Annotated in this window: 30 protein-coding genes and 1 pseudogene; 28 read left to right on the top strand and 3 right to left on the bottom strand. The window is 31.5% G+C overall.

Features of this window, described 5'->3' with window-relative positions:
• Positions 1 to 418 precede the first annotated feature (418 nt).
• The gene (locus C7958_RS04060; RefSeq protein ID WP_166668446.1) at positions 419 to 1051 is read left to right on the top strand and encodes a hypothetical protein; all 633 of its coding nucleotides are present in this window, start codon (positions 419 to 421) and stop codon (positions 1049 to 1051) included.
• Positions 1052 to 1247: 196 nt separating this feature from the next.
• On the opposite strand, the gene C7958_RS04055 is transcribed toward C7958_RS04060, so the two are convergent.
• Together C7958_RS04055 and C7958_RS04050 are read right to left on the bottom strand one after the other, a co-directional pair.
• Positions 1248 to 1652 carry a type II toxin-antitoxin system VapC family toxin gene (locus C7958_RS04055; RefSeq protein WP_111571387.1) on the bottom strand — a complete coding sequence of 135 codons (405 nt, stop codon included), beginning with the start codon at positions 1650 to 1652 and terminating at the stop codon, positions 1248 to 1250.
• Positions 1649 to 1900 (bottom strand): hypothetical protein, encoded by a 252-nt coding sequence (locus C7958_RS04050; RefSeq protein WP_111571386.1) that lies wholly within the window; start codon positions 1898 to 1900, stop codon positions 1649 to 1651. The genes C7958_RS04055 and C7958_RS04050 overlap by 4 nt, the downstream gene beginning before the upstream one ends.
• 481 nt (positions 1901 to 2381) lie before the next feature.
• Between C7958_RS04050 and C7958_RS04045 the strand changes: the two genes are divergently transcribed.
• The 7 genes from C7958_RS04045 (at position 2382) to C7958_RS04010 (ending at position 5402) form a co-directional block, all read left to right on the top strand.
• Positions 2382 to 2738 carry a hypothetical protein gene (locus tag C7958_RS04045; protein WP_111571385.1) on the top strand — a complete coding sequence of 119 codons (357 nt, stop codon included), beginning with the start codon at positions 2382 to 2384 and terminating at the stop codon, positions 2736 to 2738.
• Positions 2725 to 3084 carry a cupin domain-containing protein gene (locus tag C7958_RS15580; protein WP_208320717.1) on the top strand — a complete coding sequence of 120 codons (360 nt, stop codon included), beginning with the start codon at positions 2725 to 2727 and terminating at the stop codon, positions 3082 to 3084. The genes C7958_RS04045 and C7958_RS15580 overlap by 14 nt, the downstream gene beginning before the upstream one ends.
• 142 nt (positions 3085 to 3226) lie before the next feature.
• The gene (locus tag C7958_RS04035; protein ID WP_243834234.1) at positions 3227 to 3628 is read left to right on the top strand and encodes a hypothetical protein; all 402 of its coding nucleotides are present in this window, start codon (positions 3227 to 3229) and stop codon (positions 3626 to 3628) included.
• 186 nt (positions 3629 to 3814) lie between these two features.
• Positions 3815 to 4105, top strand: coding sequence for a type II toxin-antitoxin system Phd/YefM family antitoxin (locus tag C7958_RS04030; RefSeq protein WP_111571384.1), 291 nt, complete (start codon positions 3815 to 3817; stop codon positions 4103 to 4105).
• A gap of 13 nt (positions 4106 to 4118) precedes the next feature.
• Complete coding sequence (locus C7958_RS04025) at positions 4119 to 4325, top strand: YciI family protein (RefSeq protein WP_111571383.1); 207 nt, start codon at positions 4119 to 4121, stop codon at positions 4323 to 4325.
• A 544-nt stretch (positions 4326 to 4869) separates the two neighbouring features.
• Complete coding sequence (locus C7958_RS04015; RefSeq protein WP_111571381.1) at positions 4870 to 5094, top strand: MBL fold metallo-hydrolase; 225 nt, start codon at positions 4870 to 4872, stop codon at positions 5092 to 5094.
• The gene (locus C7958_RS04010; RefSeq protein ID WP_111571380.1) at positions 5091 to 5402 is read left to right on the top strand and encodes an HD-GYP domain-containing protein; all 312 of its coding nucleotides are present in this window, start codon (positions 5091 to 5093) and stop codon (positions 5400 to 5402) included. The genes C7958_RS04015 and C7958_RS04010 overlap by 4 nt, the downstream gene beginning before the upstream one ends.
• A 39-nt stretch (positions 5403 to 5441) precedes the next feature.
• Here C7958_RS04010 and C7958_RS04005 read toward each other — a convergent pair whose 3' ends face one another.
• Positions 5442 to 5951, bottom strand: a complete 510-nt coding sequence (locus tag C7958_RS04005) for a nitroreductase family protein (protein WP_111571379.1) — start codon at positions 5949 to 5951, stop codon at positions 5442 to 5444.
• Positions 5952 to 6156: 205 nt separating this feature from the next.
• On the opposite strand from C7958_RS04005, the gene C7958_RS04000 reads away from it, so the two are divergent.
• From C7958_RS04000 to trpB, 20 genes and pseudogenes are all read left to right on the top strand, one after another.
• The gene (locus C7958_RS04000) at positions 6157 to 6666 is read left to right on the top strand and encodes a dihydrofolate reductase (protein WP_111571378.1); all 510 of its coding nucleotides are present in this window, start codon (positions 6157 to 6159) and stop codon (positions 6664 to 6666) included.
• Positions 6666 to 7457, top strand: a complete 792-nt coding sequence (locus tag C7958_RS03995) for a thymidylate synthase (RefSeq protein WP_111571377.1) — start codon at positions 6666 to 6668, stop codon at positions 7455 to 7457. The genes C7958_RS04000 and C7958_RS03995 overlap by 1 nt, the downstream gene beginning before the upstream one ends.
• Before the next feature lie 240 nt (positions 7458 to 7697).
• Entirely contained in the window at positions 7698 to 8015 is a 318-nt protein-coding gene (locus tag C7958_RS15735; RefSeq protein ID WP_208320715.1) for a GNAT family N-acetyltransferase, read from the top strand.
• 28 nt (positions 8016 to 8043) lie between these two features.
• Complete coding sequence (locus tag C7958_RS15730) at positions 8044 to 8280, top strand: hypothetical protein (protein WP_208320714.1); 237 nt, start codon at positions 8044 to 8046, stop codon at positions 8278 to 8280.
• A 190-nt stretch (positions 8281 to 8470) separates the two neighbouring features.
• Positions 8471 to 8662: a hypothetical protein gene (locus C7958_RS03985; protein ID WP_133960266.1), complete on the top strand. Its 192-nt coding sequence runs from the start codon at positions 8471 to 8473 to the stop codon at positions 8660 to 8662.
• A gap of 51 nt (positions 8663 to 8713) precedes the next feature.
• Positions 8714 to 9385: a hypothetical protein gene (locus C7958_RS03980; protein WP_111571375.1), complete on the top strand. Its 672-nt coding sequence runs from the start codon at positions 8714 to 8716 to the stop codon at positions 9383 to 9385.
• 21 nt (positions 9386 to 9406) lie between these two features.
• Positions 9407 to 9847 carry an NUDIX domain-containing protein gene (locus tag C7958_RS03975; protein WP_111571374.1) on the top strand — a complete coding sequence of 147 codons (441 nt, stop codon included), beginning with the start codon at positions 9407 to 9409 and terminating at the stop codon, positions 9845 to 9847.
• A 61-nt stretch (positions 9848 to 9908) separates the two neighbouring features.
• A complete protein-coding gene (aroC, locus tag C7958_RS03970) occupies positions 9909 to 11003 on the top strand; it encodes a chorismate synthase (protein WP_111571373.1) in 1095 nt (364 codons plus the stop codon).
• Positions 11004 to 11031: 28 nt separating this feature from the next.
• Positions 11032 to 11961 (top strand): hypothetical protein, encoded by a 930-nt coding sequence (locus tag C7958_RS03965; protein WP_111571372.1) that lies wholly within the window; start codon positions 11032 to 11034, stop codon positions 11959 to 11961.
• Between the two features lie 205 nt (positions 11962 to 12166).
• A complete protein-coding gene (locus C7958_RS03960; protein WP_111571371.1) occupies positions 12167 to 12379 on the top strand; it encodes an ABC transporter ATP-binding protein in 213 nt (70 codons plus the stop codon).
• 12 nt (positions 12380 to 12391) lie between these two features.
• Entirely contained in the window at positions 12392 to 12985 is a 594-nt protein-coding gene (locus C7958_RS03955; RefSeq protein ID WP_111571370.1) for a DNA-3-methyladenine glycosylase, read from the top strand.
• 148 nt (positions 12986 to 13133) lie between these two features.
• A complete protein-coding gene (locus C7958_RS03950; RefSeq protein ID WP_111571369.1) occupies positions 13134 to 13661 on the top strand; it encodes a hypothetical protein in 528 nt (175 codons plus the stop codon).
• A gap of 125 nt (positions 13662 to 13786) precedes the next feature.
• Complete coding sequence (locus C7958_RS03945) at positions 13787 to 14116, top strand: tRNA-binding protein (RefSeq protein ID WP_111571368.1); 330 nt, start codon at positions 13787 to 13789, stop codon at positions 14114 to 14116.
• A gap of 83 nt (positions 14117 to 14199) precedes the next feature.
• Complete coding sequence (locus tag C7958_RS03940) at positions 14200 to 14487, top strand: DUF1576 domain-containing protein (RefSeq protein WP_111571367.1); 288 nt, start codon at positions 14200 to 14202, stop codon at positions 14485 to 14487.
• 49 nt (positions 14488 to 14536) lie between these two features.
• Positions 14537 to 14656, top strand: a pseudogene (locus C7958_RS16065) (hypothetical protein); the annotation flags it as partial.
• 157 nt (positions 14657 to 14813) lie between these two features.
• Positions 14814 to 15080, top strand: coding sequence for a DUF1576 domain-containing protein (locus C7958_RS15875; protein WP_375669748.1), 267 nt, complete (start codon positions 14814 to 14816; stop codon positions 15078 to 15080).
• Positions 15070 to 15405, top strand: coding sequence for a hypothetical protein (locus tag C7958_RS03925; protein WP_111571365.1), 336 nt, complete (start codon positions 15070 to 15072; stop codon positions 15403 to 15405). The genes C7958_RS15875 and C7958_RS03925 overlap by 11 nt, the downstream gene beginning before the upstream one ends.
• 209 nt (positions 15406 to 15614) lie before the next feature.
• Positions 15615 to 16466 (top strand): alpha/beta hydrolase, encoded by an 852-nt coding sequence (locus C7958_RS03920; RefSeq protein WP_111571364.1) that lies wholly within the window; start codon positions 15615 to 15617, stop codon positions 16464 to 16466.
• A 110-nt stretch (positions 16467 to 16576) separates the two neighbouring features.
• A complete protein-coding gene (locus C7958_RS03915; RefSeq protein ID WP_111571363.1) occupies positions 16577 to 17293 on the top strand; it encodes a LamG domain-containing protein in 717 nt (238 codons plus the stop codon).
• A gap of 80 nt (positions 17294 to 17373) precedes the next feature.
• Entirely contained in the window at positions 17374 to 18582 is a 1209-nt protein-coding gene (trpB, locus tag C7958_RS03910) for a tryptophan synthase subunit beta (protein ID WP_111571362.1), read from the top strand.
• Positions 18583 to 18649 lie beyond the last annotated feature (67 nt).

Raw genomic sequence — 18649 nt, 5'->3', positions numbered from 1 at the left:
AGTTTTAGGCATTGGTTGTCCCCCCTTAACTATATATTATACCAAATTCTTTTGTTAGTCGAACTTGATTAGGGGCGGACAAATGTCCTTATTTTATATTTTAGTTTTAATTATTCTCACAGCCATTTGTTAGACACTAAATTAAGGTGTATAATATACTCAGAAGGTAACCAAACTTGGCCTTCCTCGGACCTCCCAATTTGCCCTGCTTGGCAGCATACATCACATAACATGGGGTTAGCGACATTCAGCTTAGTGGATAGAATTCGGACTAAGGATGACTTATGAAATTGAGCAGTTAGGATGTAGATTGAGAGGGGTACGGATCACGTCGGGAATACTCGAGACGTTATATGAAATTGGGCATTTATTAACCAAATCAATTTTGATATTCGACACTTTTATTGGGGGTATTCTTATGATCAAAAATAAAAAAATTAATTTTCAAGGCACAATTATTTCTGTTCAACCACGTATAAGATTAACCAGATCATTTGATCAAAGTAGTCACACATATCTTGGATTTCTTCTTCGAATTAAGGGAGAAATTGTTGGTGAAGAAAGAGAGTTTACTGTTGGTATTGGAAAAGCAACTCAAGAAAAACATAAATTTAAATACCATGATATTATTAAAGGCAAGTGTTTATCAGTAAAAAATCCGAACCTTGAACCAGTTGAATATTATAAAGTATCGGGATTAGAAACTATTAACACCAGTTCAGAACAAGAGGAACCACCTCCCTGGATTGATAATCCACCAACATTAGAAGAATATAGAGAAAGAGAACATAGAAGATTATCTAAAAGAACATATAACTCAAAATGTATACCATGTATATGGGGGTGTTGTATGGCTGTGGAAATGATTATCGATCAATGGAATCCACGTAATAAACAATTTAGAACTGAGACATTTTGTTATGGTCCCAAATCATGTGAATTTTACAAATCTGGTCCTAACAGAAAAGTACCAGGTAGAAAAGGGATGGTTTGGGAAGAACCAGACTGGGTAGATGAAGAAAATACTGCTCACAGAGGTCTAAATGAATAAAAACCAGAAAAACCTCCCAACGTCATATAACAGAGTGTTCCCGTTACGGCTAAAGACCAACCTCCCCTGCAGGACATACCTTCTGTCATAAAGCTTGCAGATTAACCAATCACGAGTGTGAAAAAGCAAGCTTTACGCCAGTTCCTGTGGAAACAGGCACGAGCGCAAAATCCCAGTAACGTTATACGACATTGGGCTAAATAATTGCTGCTACTGGAACATCAATACTTTTAGCTGCTCTAACTAATCTTTTATCTAAAGTTACTAAAGGAGCATTTTTACGCCTGCTTGTAACTAAATACATAGCGTCATAAGCAGGATGACTTATCTTGCATGAAAGTGGCAAAGCTTCTTCAAAAATATCTTTTGCATCAATAAACTGATCTACCATTTTATAAAGATAGTCAATTTTTTTCATAATATCTTCTTTGCTATAATCTTGATATTCATGATATTTCCACAATGTATTACTAGCTTCATAAATAAAAAGAGAAGGCGCAATTACCCAGTCTGCCTCATTTAATATATTTATGATTTCTTGTTGTCTTTTACCACCCATCACTATTTCAACAGCTGCACTTACATCAATTGTAATTCTCATCTTTCACGATCCTCTCTAACTAATTTTACAGGATCTAATATTTCTTCATCTTTCTGTTCTTGACTGGTTTCTTCCTGTATTTTTTTTAGAAGTTGTTGACGACGTTTTTTGTTTTCTTTTTCTATATTTAAAGCTTTTTCCAGTAAGACTATTGTTTCCTGGGTAATACTCCTTCTGTCAGCTTCAGCTAATCGGACAATTTCTTGATAAAGATGTTCTGGTAAATCTCTAACTTGTAAAGATGGCATAATAAAAACTCCTTTCAGCTAATAATTAATCTTTTATTCTATTTATATTATATCACTTAACACTAATACATGCAATGTGCATGCATAATGTTTTTAATATTTATGCAGGTATTTTTTTCTATTAAAAGAATTATATTATTAATGTTCTTAATTAATAAAGATAAGAGCAGAGCCCAACAGTCGTATAACATGGGATTAGCGCCATGCCTTCTGTCATAAAGCTTGCAGATGAACCAATTACGGGTATGAAAACACAAGCTTTACGCCAGTTCCTGCGGAACCAGGCAGGAGCGCAAAATCCCAGAATCGTTATCTGAAAGATGAGGCTAGTATGGATAATTAAGAATATATGGGATTTTCTCACATAGAAAAAAGTTGAGAACATGAGCAAATCCCGTGGGATTACAAAGAAATTGTTCTTAAATATTTTAAGTCATCAGCTGAATTATTAGACATGGGTACAGGTGGCGGGAAGTTTTTATTGACTCTAGACCACCCATATAATTTAACAAGCGTAACAGAAGCTTATCCACCTAATGTAGAGTTGTGTAAAAACAAATTGTCTCCATTTGGAATTGAAGTAAAACAGGTTTTTGATGATAATAATTTTTTTGAACAAGTACTTTTTGAAACATATCCTGTTGATATCAGTTATTCTGCTGATGAATATATTCAATTACTAAATACATATTCACCAACTATATCAATGGAAACAGAGGAACGAAAGAAGTTTTTAAATGAGATTAAAGAACTAATAAATAAAAAGTTTGATGGAATTATAGAAAAGAATTTTGCAATGAGCTTAACTATTTTAAGAAAAAGATGTGATTACAATTAAAATAAATAATTTTTTATCTTCAAAATTGACAGAGGAGAATAATTGTCATAATGGCAAAGGTATAGTAAGAAATTCCCTTGTACTTAACGATGATGATTTTGAAACTAATTTAAGATTTATAAGATATATGGAGTTACCACCAAAAACATCTATTGGATATCATGAACATGGTGATGATGAAGAACTTTATATAATATTAGAGGGACAAGGAGTTATGAACGTTGATGGTGAACAAAAAGAAGTCACAATGGGTGATATCATAACTAATAAGCCATTTGGATCACATGGTTTAATTAACAATTCAGATAATGTCATAAAAATGTTAGTTTTAGAAGTGTATAAGTAAAAATCACTAATGGATCATAGACTGATATTTAAGGTGCTTTGAATGAATATTTGACATAATTTTTCACTAGAGAGATAAAACCAGAAGAATTTATAGCTTATATTGAAGTACCCAAACGCACCTTTTATGGGAAGATATAGAAATGAAAATAATACAATCTAATAATAGAGATTTTGAAGAAATAATAAGCAAATTTAAATTATACTGGAGGAAGAAAATGAACAGTATCAGTTATAGATCATTAAAAATTGACGAAATAAAACTATCATTATTTTCAAATTTCGACAGACATCAAAAAGTTAATAAATGTTGGCGAAAAGATAACAAAAAATGGATATTAAAAAATATATCATTTACTGAAAATTGGGGACCAGATGAATATAAATTTTTAGTGAAATGCTTAAAAAGACTATATATATCGGCACATTCATCGGAAAAGACACAATTATTTTATAAGGCCATGGGATGTATAGAGGCTATTGAATATAATGAAACATTAGTAGTTAAAGAACCTTATGATTGTCAGTTAGAATATGTTTTATAAACTGAATTTATTATATTAGAGTTCATATTTAGAAAGCTGGAAAACAGCATATAACATGTGATTGAAGATTTCGTTGCGCTTTATGCAAATTTCTTCACTAAGGCCAGTTGCTCTGGATTTTAAAAACTTAATAAATCCTAGGGACATTGTACGAATATGGATATTTAATTTATGGAGGTGCCGATAATGGTTACTTTAAGGATTGATAGAGATAATATGGTTTCATCTTCTGAAATTGTTCGTAATTTTAGTGAAATGTTAGATAAAACAAAAGAGACCCCACTTTTTATAACTAGAAATAATGATATTGAAGCTATTATAATGAATATTGAAGAATATGAAATTTTATTGGAAAAAATAGAATTTCTAGAAAATCAATTAGAAAGTACTCATATTGAAGAAATTATAGCAAAAAGAAAAGAAAACTTTGAACTTAAAGATGCAGTAAGTGAAAAAGAAATAATGGGAAGAAAATGATTTTGATGACCACATTAATTATGTGGAAAAAGTTGCAGAGGAAAGATGTTTTGTAGGTGGTGGATTTGTTGATGAATTAGGTGGAATGATAATTTTTGAAGCTAAAGATTTAGAAGAAGCGAAGAAAATTGCAGATAATGATCCATTAATGAAAAGAAATTTGTATACATATGAGCTATTCGAATGGGAAGTATCAGTTTTATCTAATGATAGAGACTAGTTTTGGTATCTACGAAAGTTTAATTGCAAACCGGATGATAACATCATTTTTATACAAAGTAATCGATTATATATTGCAGCTATTAACAGCAGTTTCTCATAATTTAAGAGGTTGTTTAGTAGATTTTATCGATATTAAGAAAATAAATAAAATATTAAATTTACCTGACCATATTACTTGTCAAGTATTAGTACCGATAGGTTATCCAGATAAGACACCAAATAAGAAAGACATATATAACAAAAAAGAAAGAATCTTTTATAATAAATGGGGCAAATCTGGTTCCTCTTGAAACCTCTCAGTTTGATCTGCTAGTCAGCATTCAGCACATAAAATGGGATTGTCATCATGCTTTCTATCATAAAGCTTTCAATAATAGCAGCAAGAAATTTTGCGGCAAGCTTTCCATTAGACCTAAGGGTACAGGCATGTTGGAAATCCCAGTAACGTCATACGACCTCAGAACAAGGTTAGCAATTAAAAATACTTAGTAATAAATTATAATTGTACTGCAAATAGAATATAACCAGAAGGGAGGATAGATATGTTTTATCCTACAAAGACAAGTAAAATTAAAGATAATATATATGCAATAAGGTCTTTTATGGTTAACTTTTTTGTATATACAGATGGTAAAAATTATATCTGTATTGACACCGGTTTATTTAAATTTTTATCTAAATTAGGATTAAAAGAAGTTGGTATTGACCCCGAGGATATATCACATGTATTTTTAACTCATACTGACTATGATCATGTAGGGGCATAGATTGGATTGTCACAGCTACAGACGAATTTTCTCATGTGGCAGCTGAGATTCTTCATCATCATGAATGGTGGGATGGCAGCGGTTATCCTGATGGGCTTAAAGGAGAAGAAATCCCTCTTTTGTCCAGGGTAACAGCGATTTTGGATGCCTATGATGCTATGACAAATAGTCGCCCATATAATGAACCTAAAACACATCAAGAAGCTATTGAAGAATTAAAACGATGTGCAGGCAGCCAGTTTGACCCACAATTAGTAGAAGTGTTTTTGCAGCTTATGGAGAAGATTGAAATATTTGAGTGGAATTAATAAATGCCTGGATGTTAAATTGTGCTTATTTCTCCAACCCTAAAACTTATCCCAGACCATTACTTCTGATAAATTTTTTTTAGAAGGCATATTTACATCTTCTTCTTGATAATAACCGATAGACATCAGAGTCATTAATTCCATATCTTGAGGACAATTAACTAGGTCTTTAATTTTTTTCGAATGTTCTTTTTGATAGGAATTAATCCAGCATGTTCCAAGGTCATATGATTTAGCTGCTATCATGATATTTTCAGTAGCAGCTGAAGCATCCTGTAATGGGGTAGTAGCTTTATTCTGATTAACAAAAATAGCTATACAGGCTCCAGCTTCTTCAATAAACTTCCCATATCGAGCATAAGATGCAATTTTACTTTTTATTTCAGCGTCAGTAATGACCAGAAAAGACCAGGCCTGTCTATTATTCCCGGTAGGTGCGAGTCGAGCACAATCAATTATTTCTTCCAGTATCTCTCCTGATATATTTTTATCAATATATTTTCTAACACTTCTCCGTTCTTTAATGTTTTTAATAGTTTTATTTGACATCATACATTCCTCCCTATTTCAATTGATTTTATTACCTATCATTAGATTATCATTGAAGAACCTTATTTTGCAAATTTCTAAGAGTTATATCACTAATTAAATATTGACATTTGTTTTGAAAAATAATTAATCTTTTCTCAGACTAATTTTCCTGCTATAATGTTAATAGAATAAATTAATAAAGTTGAATTAGAGAGGTGAATTTATGAGTTTGTCAATAATTGCAGCAATGGATCAAAATTATTTAATCGGAAAGCAGGGAAAAATGCCCTGGGATTTACCGGCTGATTTGAAATATTTTAAAAACACAACAATCGGTGCCCCTGTAATAATGGGTAGAAAAACTTTTGAATCAATTGGTTCCCCCTTACCCGGCAGAAGAAATATTATTTTAACCAGAAATAAAGATTATGCAGCTGAAGGTTGTGAAGTAGTTCATTCGAAAAAAGAGATTCTAGATGAATTTTTAGAAAAAGAAAAAGAAGCTTTTATAATTGGAGGAGCAGAAATTTATAAGCAATTTTTAGCTTATAGTGATAATTTATATTTAACAATAATTGAGCATGAGTTTTCTGGAGATACATATTTTCCTGAGATAGACTGGCAGAAGTGGGACAAAATATCAGAAAAAAAGGGCACTACTGACAGCAATAATCCTTATTCATATTCTTATCATGTTTATCAGCGAAAAAAAATTTATAGGAGTGATTTTTAATGAAGCAGTACCTTGAAATGTGTCAGCAAATTTTAGACAATGGAGTCGATCGAGAGGATAGAACAGGTACAGGTACCAGGAGTATTTTCGGTCATCAGCTGAGATTTGATCTACAGGAAGGTTTTCCCTTAATGACTACCAAAAAAGTTTACTGGAAAGGAGTTGCCTATGAGTTACTATGGTTTTTAAAAGGAGATACTAATATCCAATATTTAAATGATCATGATGTACATATCTGGGATGAATGGGCTGATGAAAATGGTGACTTAGGAAATGTATACGGCCACCAGTGGAGGAGCTGGGAAGGCAGAGAAGGTACTATAGACCAAATTTCTCAGGTAATAGAACAGATTAGAGAAAATCCTTATTCCAGAAGATTAATAGTAAATGCCTGGAATGTTGGAGATTTAGATAAGATGGCTCTGCCTCCCTGTCACTTACTCTTTCAGTTTTACGTAGCTGATGGTAAACTGTCCTGTCAATTATATCAGCGATCCTGTGACACTTTTTTAGGAGTGCCCTTCAATATTGCCAGCTACAGCTTGTTAATCCATATGATTGCTCATGTAGTAGGACTTGAAGTTGGCGAATTTGTCTGGACTGGTGGAGATGTACATATTTATCAGAATCATTTTGACCAGATTAAAGAACAGTTGAGCAGAGAACCAAGACCCTTACCTCAAATTAAAATTAATACTGAAACTGACAATATTTTTGATATTGACTTTAAAGATATAGAGCTAATCGGTTATGATCCTCACCCTACAATCAAGGGAGAAATTTCAGTTTAGTAGAATTACTGTATATTACAAAAAGATGGAAATTAATAGCCTGGCTGCTCAAATTAAGGCCAGGCTTTTTATAATAATTAATTAGTTCTTTAAAGAGAAATATATAATGGAACTTAGAAAATAAAAAAATACTCTTAGTATTATTAATTAAACAAATAAATTATTGGATAAATATTCAGAATTTTGGGAAGTCGATATTTATGAAGCATATTTAAATACTTTTTTAGAAAGGAAACAAAAATGACTAAATCAATTAGAAAATATATTAAAATCAGGCCTGAAACTCATAAAGACTATAAAGATATTGTATCACTTGTGCTGCGATCATTTAAGGAAGGAACTCCATATTCAGATGGTACTGATGTAGTAGCATTGATTGAAGAAATTAGAGACTCCAGATATTACATACCTGAATTATCATTTGTAGCAGAACTTGAGAATAAAACTGTTGGACATTTTATGTTCTCACATTTTTCCTTATCTTCGACAAAAGAAGGTGGGTATCAAAATGGAGCGAAAACTGAAATAGTAATGCTGGCCCCGGTAGCATCATGCTGATCACTTTAAGCAGGGAATAGGTGCTGCTATGTTGACCCAGGGAATCAAAAAAGTAAAAGAATTGAAATACCGAGGGATAACAGTTGAAGGTGATTTTAATTTTTATAATAAGGTTGGCTTTGAAACTTCAAGCAAATATGAAATTTATCCAACCAGCGGCTATCCTCTTGAAGATCCAAGATGTATGATGTGTCAGGAAACTTTTCCTGGATCCCTTACAGATATTGAAGGATATGTTGTCTACGATATGTATTATAATGCTTAAAATCTGGCAAGAATAAGCTCATTAGATTAATCATGGAAAATTTGTTTCAATAGAACATATCACATGGCAATCATGAGCCTGTAATACACCACTAATCTATTTTGAATTAAAATGATTTTAAAGTTGTTAATTTTTATAAAAATCAGGAGGGATTACTTAATGAAGATTAAAAATGTGGATAAGTTACAAAGTGAATTTGATTAATGTCCCAGCTGATTTTAAAAATATTCAATTTGTAGTCAATGAAGAATATGAAGAAAGAAAAAAGATTTCAATTTACCAGATGTTTGAAATTATAAAACTTGATGAAAGATATGAGATTCAATATAATAAACTTAAAAATAAATGTTCTATGACCTTAACATTAATTATTATTTTTTAGTAATCTTTTAATTAATAATAAGTGAAAATTATTGTTAAAGTAGGTGATAATATGAGAAAACAGTCCCTTGCTAAAATTATTATATCTCTGTTATTTATAATTTTTATACTGGTGGTTTCTCTTAATTCAAAAGAGTTCAGGCAAAGATTAGACTTAAAACAAGAAAATAACAATGCAGAATACAGTCTAAATGAGGAAGGTATTATTAGATCAGAGGATGCTGAAAAAATAATTAAAGATAAAGCATCAGAAGTGATTCAGGCTATTAGCAGCATGGATTTCAATGAACTGGCTAAATATGTTCATCCAGAAAAAGGGCTTAGATTTACTCCTTATACCCATGTTGATCCGGAAAATGACGTAGTTTTTACAAAAGAACAGGTTAGAAATTTTTTTAAAAATGAAAATGAATATCTCTGGGGCCATTACGATGGAAGCGGTAAAGAAATCAGATTAACTCCGGAGGAATATTACCATGAATTTATTTATTCAGTAGATTTTATAAATGCTGAAAGGATTGGCTATAATGAAGTTTTAAGCAGTGGAAACATGTTGGAAAATCAGTTTAAAGTCTATAATAATCCTATTATAGTTGAATACTATTTTTCTGGTTTTAATCCTGATTATGAGGGGATGGATTGGAAAAGTCTTCGCCTTGTTTTTGTAGAACATCAAAATGAATGGAAATTAACAGGAATTATTCATAATCAATGGACAATATAACTTAATTGAAAGGAGAAATTTATGCAATATCCCGAAACAACTGTAGGAGCGGTAATCTTTAATTCTGATAATAAAATACTCCTCTGTAAATCTCATAAGTGGAATGATAAGTACATTATCCCCGGTGGTCATATTGAATTGGGAGAAAAAATGGAAACAGCTTTAAAAAGAGAAATATTGGAAGAAACAGGCCTGGAAATATATGACATCAATTTAATCAGCATTAAAGAAAGTGTTTATAATAAAGCTTTCCATGAGGATAAACATTTTATTTTTATAGATTACATTTGCAGAACCGATTCAGATGATGTAATCTTAAATGAAGAGGCAGAGGAATATGAGTGGGTAGCTTTAAACGAAATTGATAATTATGATTTAGGTGGATTTGTTAAAGCATTATTAGATGAAATAAAAAATACAGAGGAATCAGAACATAAAACAGAAATCTTTTATGGATATTAATCTTAAAAATAAAGTAAGATTTAATAGTCATTGTAAAATTCACATAGAGAGGTGATATAAAATGTCAGGTTCAATATTAGGAGATATCTTTAAAATTTCTACCTGGGGTGAATCTCATGGTAAGGCTCTGGGAGTAGTAGTTGATGGCTGTCCGGCTGGACTAAAACTTTCGGAATCAGATATTCAGCAAGATTTAGATAGAAGAAAACCGGGCCAGTCTCCCTTTGCAACTCCAAGAAAAGAAGGAGATAAGATTGAAATTTTATCAGGAATATTCGAAGGAAAAACAACAGGAACTCCCATCTCTATGATTATTTTCAATAAAAATCAGAAATCTAAGGATTATTCTGCTCTCAAAGATGTTTATCGACCGGCACAATCAGACTTCAGTTATGATTTAAAATATGGATTTAGGGATCACCGGGGCAGTGGACGGGCTTCCGGCAGAGAAACAGCTGCTAGAGTGGCTGCTGGTGCGATAGCAAAAAAAATATTAGCTGCTTTAGATGTTAAAATAACAGGCTATACTTCTTCAATTGGTCCGATTGAGATTAATCCCCAAAATTATGATGAAGATTATATTATGGACAATTTTCTATATATGCCCGATTCAGAAGCAGTAGAAAAAGCTGAAAGTTACTTAAGAAAACTGATTGAAGAAAATAATTCTTCCGGTGGAACAATAGAATGCAGAGTTAAAAATATTCCAGAAGGCCTGGGTGATCCAGTATTTGATAAGTGTGAAGCGCTACTGGCAAGAGCAATTATGTCAATTGGTGCAGTTAAAGGAATAGAAATTGGCAGCGGCTTTGATGCTGCAGAAATGACAGGATATGAACATAATGATTTTTATAGATATCAAGCGGGAGAAATAAATAAACTAACAAATAATGCTGGAGGAACTCTTGGTGGGATAACAGATGGCAGTAAAATTTTATTGAAAGCTGCAGTCAAACCAACTCCTTCGATTGAGAAGACACAGAAAGCAGTCAATAAATCTGGGGAAAACATTGATCTAAATATTCACGGTAGACATGATCCAATTATTGTACCCAGAGCTGTGGTTGTAGTGGAAGCTATGGTTGCTTTGACCCTGGTTGATCTTCTTCTTAAAAATATGAGTTCTAGAATGGAATATATCAAAAAAGTTTATTAATTAAGTTAGACTAAAAAAGGAGGTTCTGATGTTAAAGCTATCAAATCAAAGTTTTAAAACTATCAATAAAAAACTTAAGGAAATAGCAAGACCCCTTGATATAGCCCATTTTAATTATCATTTTCAGCAGGGGGACAAACAGGCTTTAATTACTGAAATTAAAAAATTTCAAAATAAAGACGGTGGTTTTGGTAATGCCCTGGAACCAGATTTTAGATTACCGTTATCGACTCCAATGGCAACTTCAATTGGTTTAAGACTTTTAAAAATGGTTGATAATTCTCAGTCTGCGCAGAAGATTATAAAAAAGGCAATCACTTATCTTGAAGAAAGTTACAATAAGGATAGAAACGGCTGGTATGCAGTCCGAAAAGAGGTCAATGATTATCCTCATACTCCCTGGTGGCATTTTGACAAAGAGGAGCAAATGACCGTGATAGATAAAAGTTGGGGTAATCCCTCGGCTGAATTACTTGCCTATTTATTAAGATATAGAGATTATGTTAAACAAATTGATTTAAATTCTTTAGTTAAACAGGCTGTAAAAAACATTCAGCATAAAAAAGAACATGAATCGGAAAACGAGATCTACTGCTATCTTAAACTATATGAAGAAGCAGATACAAAAACAAAGTCCCCATTAAAAGGAAGTATTGCAGAAGGTATAAAACAAATGATCGAATATGATCAGGAAAAATGGCAGGAATATGTACCGCTTCCACTTGATTTTGTTCCGTCACCTGAACAGGAAAGATTTGGAGTTAGTGAGTCTAAAATAAAATCTAACTTAGATTTTTATGTTGAATTGATCGAAGCAAACAAAGAAAGTCTGATTAAACCACCCTGGGGTGCAAATTTTTATAAAGAAGGACTTAAAGATGCCTATCAGGAATGGCAGGGTAAGCTGACACTGGATATTTTAATTAGATTAGATAATTATGGAAGAATAGAGAGATAAACTTCTTTAAAAATTGACAATCAAAATTAACTATAACTTAGAGTCTTCTGAAATTTATTTATTATTTCAGAGGGTTTTTTTATTAAACGACGAATTATACTAATGACTATTAATAAAACAAAGAAAGGTCGCGGGCCATGATACTTAAATTTTATTTGCTGACGAACCAACCAGAGCTTTAAATTCTAAGTCAGCAATAGAGGTAATGGATGTTTTTCATACAATTAATAAAGAAGGGACTACAGTAATGATTGTAACCCAGGATATCCGGGTAGCCTCTCACAGTAGAAGAGTTCTTTTTATGAAAGATGGAAATATTATTGGTGAAAAAAATCTGGGTAAATTGAAGGATTTAAATGCAGAACTTAAAGATAGAGAAGCTGAATTAAGTAAATGGCTGTTAAATTTAGGGTTTTAGAGGTGATGTTATTTGAAATTAGATTATGATTTTTATCAAAAAGATGCTGTTACAGCAGCTAAAGATCTTTTAGGTAAAATTTTAGTTAGAGAAATTGATGGTCAAAAAATAATGGTTAAAATTGTTGATACAGAAGCCTATCTGGGGACAGATGATAAAGCCTCACATGCTTATAATAATAAAAAAACTAAGAGAACTGAGACGATGTTTGCTAGAGGTGGATTGGCCTATATTTATTTAATTTATGGCATGTATCACTGCTTTAATATTGTTACTGCAGAAGTAGACAACCCCCACGCTGTATTAATCAGAGCAGTTGAGCCAGTTGAAGGATTACAATTTATCAAAGAAAATAGAAAATTAAAAAGTAAAAAAATTGAAAATTTAACCAATGGCCCTGGTAAATTGTCACAGGCATTAAAAATTGATAAAAGTTTAGATGGCTGTAATCTGGTTAAAAGCAATAAATTATATTTACTTGATAATAAGGATGAAGATTTTAAAATTGAAGCAGCACCCAGAGTAAATATTGATTATGCTGAAGAATATAAGAATAAAAAATGGCGATTTTATATCAAAGAAAATAAATTTGTTTCTCAATCTTAATAATGAATTAATCAGGATAATATAAAATTTTTAGGACTTATGCAGGATAATTAAAGTTTTTCTAAAAGTAATAAAATAAGATGATGAAATTTATATTTTTAGCAATAAATAAGAAAGTAATATTATTTTAAAGAGGGAGTTGATATATATGAAAATTATTGATTTATTTGAGCTAGATGAAAATGCTAAAGTTTTAAATAAAAAAGAAGTTAACAGTAATTCTTATAGTCAACTTAAATTATTCACTGAGGATTATAAACAAAAAGAAGATAAAGATTTTAACATTTCCGGACAGTGGATTGTTCTAGACGAATCGGTAAAAATTAATAATAAATATTTAAATCATCTAAAAAATGAAGAAAATAATCTTACCTGGATTAAACTGCCGGAAAATTATGTAGAGGAAAATTATATGGTTAATTATAAAGTTGATGATCGATGTCCTTTAGGAATTGATGTCTTAATTAAAGAAGATGGATATCCTTTAGGTGTAATCTCTGGTTGTGATTCTATTAAGCAGGCTAAAGTAGATAATAATTTAGATGGTCATAAGTATAAAGGAGATTTAGGTATAAAACTAAACAATGATTATTTTTTAACATTTAATCAAGAAAATGATGAACTTAAAATAGTTAAGACAAATGTTGACTGGGATAGAGGAAGAAGAACAATTTAAATAATAAAAATACTAATATCTTAGTTTTAAAAGGGCTGTTTAAACAGCCCTTTTAAAACTGATAGGTGACTTTATACAATATAAGCAGTGTAATTTAGAATAAGACAATAGAAAGGATTTTTTTAATGGCAGAATTTAAAGATTTTATGAAATTAGATATTAGAGTTGGTAAAATAACTAAAGTTGACAAATTTGTAAAAGCTAATGACCCAGCTTATAAGCTCTGGCTTGATTTTGGTAAAGAAATTGGTGAAAGAAAATCCAGTGCTCAAATCACCGATTTATATACCCCGGAAGATTTAATAGGAAAACAGGTGCTGGCAGTTGTCAATTTTCCTCCAAAACAGATTGCTGATTTTATGTCAGAAGTTTTAGTTTTAGGTGTTTATGGAAAAAATGGTGTTGTTTTAATTGAGCCCGATAAAAAAGTTGAACCAGGTTCTAGATTAGGATGATTTTGTTTAAACTTAAATTAGATTAACAATCCCATCAAATTATTGAGTATAAAATTAATTGTTTTTAATATAGTGGATTATTAATGATGATTGCAGTTGTTATCTCTAAATTAAACAAAGTTAATATGAATGGTACAATTATTGCTGCTATTTTTACAGTTGCAGGTTTTGCTTTATTTGGAAAAAATATTTATAATAGTTGGAGTATAATATTTGGAGTCTTTATTTATTCTAAAATTCAAAATGAACCTTTTAGAAAGTTTTTATTAATCGCCTTATTTGGTACTGCTTTAGGACCAATGATTAGTTATATAAGTTTTGGTATCAATTTAGACCCTTTAATTGCAATTATATTTGCAAATATAAATTGATGGTTATAATAAAGAATTAAATATTTATTTAATTCTTTTGTTTTCGTCTATGCTGTTAATCGGATATTTATTTAATAATAAAAGTTTTAATGGTTATAATAAATTATTAAAACACACAGGAAGACTAGTAGATGATTTTGTAGTAACAGAAGGTTTTGGAATCTCCTTAATTAATATGGGTTTATTAGGTTTATTTAGTACAATTTATATATTTATAATAAAGGGAGATAAATGGACCGGTAATTGGAGGAATATTTACTGTAGTAGCCTTTGGAGCTTTTGGAAAGCATTTAAAAAATGTTATGCCAATTTTTATAGGAGTAATTTTGGGAGCATATTTTCAAATTTGGGAAATAAATTCTGTTGGAGCTATTCTTGCTGTTTTATTTGGAACTACTCTAGCACCTATTGCAGGAGTTTTTGGATGGAAAAGTGGAGTTGCTGCAGGATTTTTACATATGGCACTGGTAATGAATATCGGTTATTTACATGGAGGAATGAATCTTTATAATAATGGTTTTTCAGGAGGAATGGTGGCAGCAATATTAGTTCCAATAATTTCTGCTTTCAGGGAGGTTAAAAATGAAAAATGATCTTAAATCAATAAAACTAATTGGTGAATTAGCAGCTTTTGTATTTAAAGCTGGAGGAAACGAATTTGATGTTAGTTTTAAAGAAAAAAATGAAGAAATAGAAATAACAATAAAATCAAAACTTAAAGATATAACACCAGGTCAACTAGAAACTTTAAAAGGTTTATATACACCACGCCAGAGTGAGGTAGAAGATTACTACTGGGAATTAGCCGGGGAAAGTGATAATTATCAAGAATTAACACTTGTAGGAATGATGATAGATAGAGCTGAATACAGTTATGAAAATGGATTGTTAAAAATTACTGTCTATCGCCACAAATAATACTTAATCACAATTAATATGGATACTGGTCTGGCAGTAATGGTCGCTAATGACCTTTTAGGTGACAGTTTTGGATCTAAAGAGGAAGAATAATTGCAGGCTGCAGATATTTAAAGTCAGCTAAATTTATTTATAAGACACCTCTGTAATACCCATTATTTTAAAAATCTATTTAAAAGAAAATTCAAAAATATGAAGGTGGTGCAATTATGCTTTTCTGGCAGATCCAGGACTATTTAACGACTTTCCTTTCAATTTTAAAAGCTAAAATAAAAAACCGAAAACTTACTAATATTCTGCAGCCAACAAAGTATAAATACGGAGAAGATAAAAAACAATATTTGCTGTGGTATAATTCTCAATCGGAAAACAAACGCAATAATATTATTTTCTTCATTCATGGAGGCGGGTGGAATAAGGGCAGTCCGGAATTTTTTGGATTTGTGGCAGATTACTTTACTAACCTTGGTTTTATTACCGTTATGCCGACTTATAGGTTAGCACCTGACTCTCAATTTCCAGACCAGCAGATTGATGTTTTTAAGTCTCTAAAAATGACCTTTGATATTTTAGAAAAATCAAATCTTAATAAGAATATAATCATTGCTGGCCAATCAGCTGGTGCTCACCTGGGAGCTTTATTACTTTTAAATAAAAATTTACAGAAAAAGTATAAGATTAATAAAGATCGGCTTAGTGCTTTTCTATCTATTAGTGGTCCATTTGATCTTTCTCGTCCCTGCCGAACTATAAGAGCAAAGAAATATTTATCTGATTTTGTCCCGACACCTCACAAAAGAAAAAAAGCAAATCCTATTAATTATATACGACCAGACTTTAATACATCCATATTTTGTCTCCATGGTGCAAAAGATCCTCTGGTTCCTAAAGCACACTCTATTGACTTTATAGAAGAAATCAGGGCAAAAACTCAGTCAGAAACAAAATTAAAGATCTATGATAATAAACATCACTCAGATCTATCAGATTTGTTTTTTGAAGAGGGACCAGCAAACAGGGAAGTAAAAGAATGGCTGCTAAAAGTGGATAATTCGAATTGATTTAGATATAATGGTCTTAATAGGATTAAATTAACTCCAGCTAAATATAATTTGCAGTTTGATTTTAAAAATTATAAAAAATTTTAGTTTAAAAAGGAGTTGTGATTAAGATGCTTCAAAATAAATTATCAATTCTATTTTTGCTAATATTTATCATTAGCTTTTCTTTTGCTGCTTCAGCTCAAAAAGAAGAATTAAGGCAGGAGATCTATGCCTATTATCCCCTGGATGGAAATACAATTGATCAAGGACCAAATCAGCTGCATGGTAAACAAATAAATAAGGAACGCAGCACCGAGGATAGGTTCGGAAAAAGTGGAAAGGCATTATCATTTACAGGAAAAAATGATTTCATAACTTTACCTGTGAATATCAATCCAGAAATAATTCCTCAACTTACAATTGCTTTCTGGCTAAAAGTAGAGACTGCCGATGAAATAAACACTATTATCTCAAATAATGTTGGGGGTTTTGCTAGAACGATTGTAATTGATGGGAGAAAAAATTATCCATTTCTATCTATTATTGCTGGGGATAAACAAAAACTATACGGTACTATAAATATTCCCCAAAACCAATGGTTTTTTACAGCCGTTAGTTGGAATGCAGAAAACGGAAATATTTCTATATATTTAATTGATCAAAATAATAATTTTCGGGTAATCTCAACTAACAACATTAAACCAGACAAAGGAAAGGATTTTATTACTCTGGGAAAAAATAATTCTACTGGTGCTGTTTTCAGAGGAAGTATTGACCAGCTAATGATCTGGGATAAGATTTTAACAGGTGATGAAATTAAAAAATTGGCCAATAAATCTTATTGAAATCTTAATAAGTTGACAGCTGACAAAATTTCTGCTAAACTTTTATTAAATTCAAAAAATTTGAGATGGAGGATGAGAGAATGGAAAAGAAGAGTAGAGTAGAGAAGAGAGATGGTTTTTTTGGGGATTTTGGTGGGAGTATTGTACCACCGGAATTAGCAGATGTTTTAGAGGAATTAAAAGAGGCTTTTTATGAAATAAAAGATAATCCAGATTTTAAAGAAGAACTTGCATATTTATTTAAGGACTATGTCGGTAAACCAAGTCCTTTATATTTTGCTGAAAGTTTAACTAAAGAGGCTGGAGGAGCAAAAATATATTTAAAACGAGAAGATCTAAATCATACAGGTGCTCATAAGATTAACAACTGTATCGGTCAGGCATTACTTGCCCGTAAAATGGGTAAAAAAAGAATTATTGCCGAAACTGGAGCCGGACAGCATGGTGTAGCAACAGCTACTGCCTGTGCCTTATTTGATATGGACTGCATAATTTATATGGGTGAGGTAGATACTAAAAGACAGGCTTTAAATGTGTTTAGAATGGAACTTTTAGGTGCAGAAGTTAAACCTGTTACTGCTGGAGATGGTACACTTAAAGATGCTGTAGATGAGGCTTTAAAAGATTTTGTTCAAAATGCAGACGACACTTTTTATATGCTGGGTTCTGCAGTTGGTCCAGATCCATATCCAACAATGGTTAAAGAATTCCAGTCTGTTATTGGAAAAGAAGCAAAGTCTCAAATTTTAGAAAAAGAGGGGAAATTACCTGATTATATAATTGCCTGTGTTGGTGGAGGTAGTAATGCAATTGGTCTTTTTGCTCCTTTTATAGAGGATAAGGAAGTAAATATTTTGGGTATTGAGCCTGGAGGTACAGGAGATAAACCAGGTCAGAATGCTGCTCCATTAACTTATGGTAAACCAGGAGAACTACATGGATTTAAAAGTTATGTATTATATGAAGATGGAGATGTAATTTCTCATACTCATTCTATAGCGGCAGGACTTGATTATCCAGGAGTAGGTCCAGAACATAGTTTCCTTAAAGATTCCGGAAGAGCTAAATATACAACTGCTTCTGATCAGGAAGCCCTGGATGCTTTTCACCTATTATCAGAAAAAGAAGGAATCATTCCGGCCTTAGAAAGTGCCCATGCTATTGCTGGAGGAATGAAAGTAGCTGCTGATTTAGATAAAGATCAGGTAGTTATAATTAACCTTTCCGGGCGTGGAGATAAGGATGTAGCCCAAATTAAAGAATTACATGAAAACGGAAAACTGAAATAATTATAGAATTTAATTTAATATTTATCAATCAAGGCTGAATATTTCTCTAAAGATATATTCAGCCTTT

It is taken from the genome of Halanaerobium saccharolyticum, assembly GCF_003259895.1.
In the GTDB taxonomy this organism is placed as follows: Bacteria; Bacillota; Halanaerobiia; order Halanaerobiales; family Halanaerobiaceae; genus Halanaerobium; species Halanaerobium saccharolyticum_A.
The sequence above is the reverse complement of the archived record's forward strand: the minus strand, read 5'-3'. Positions and strand labels throughout refer to the sequence as shown.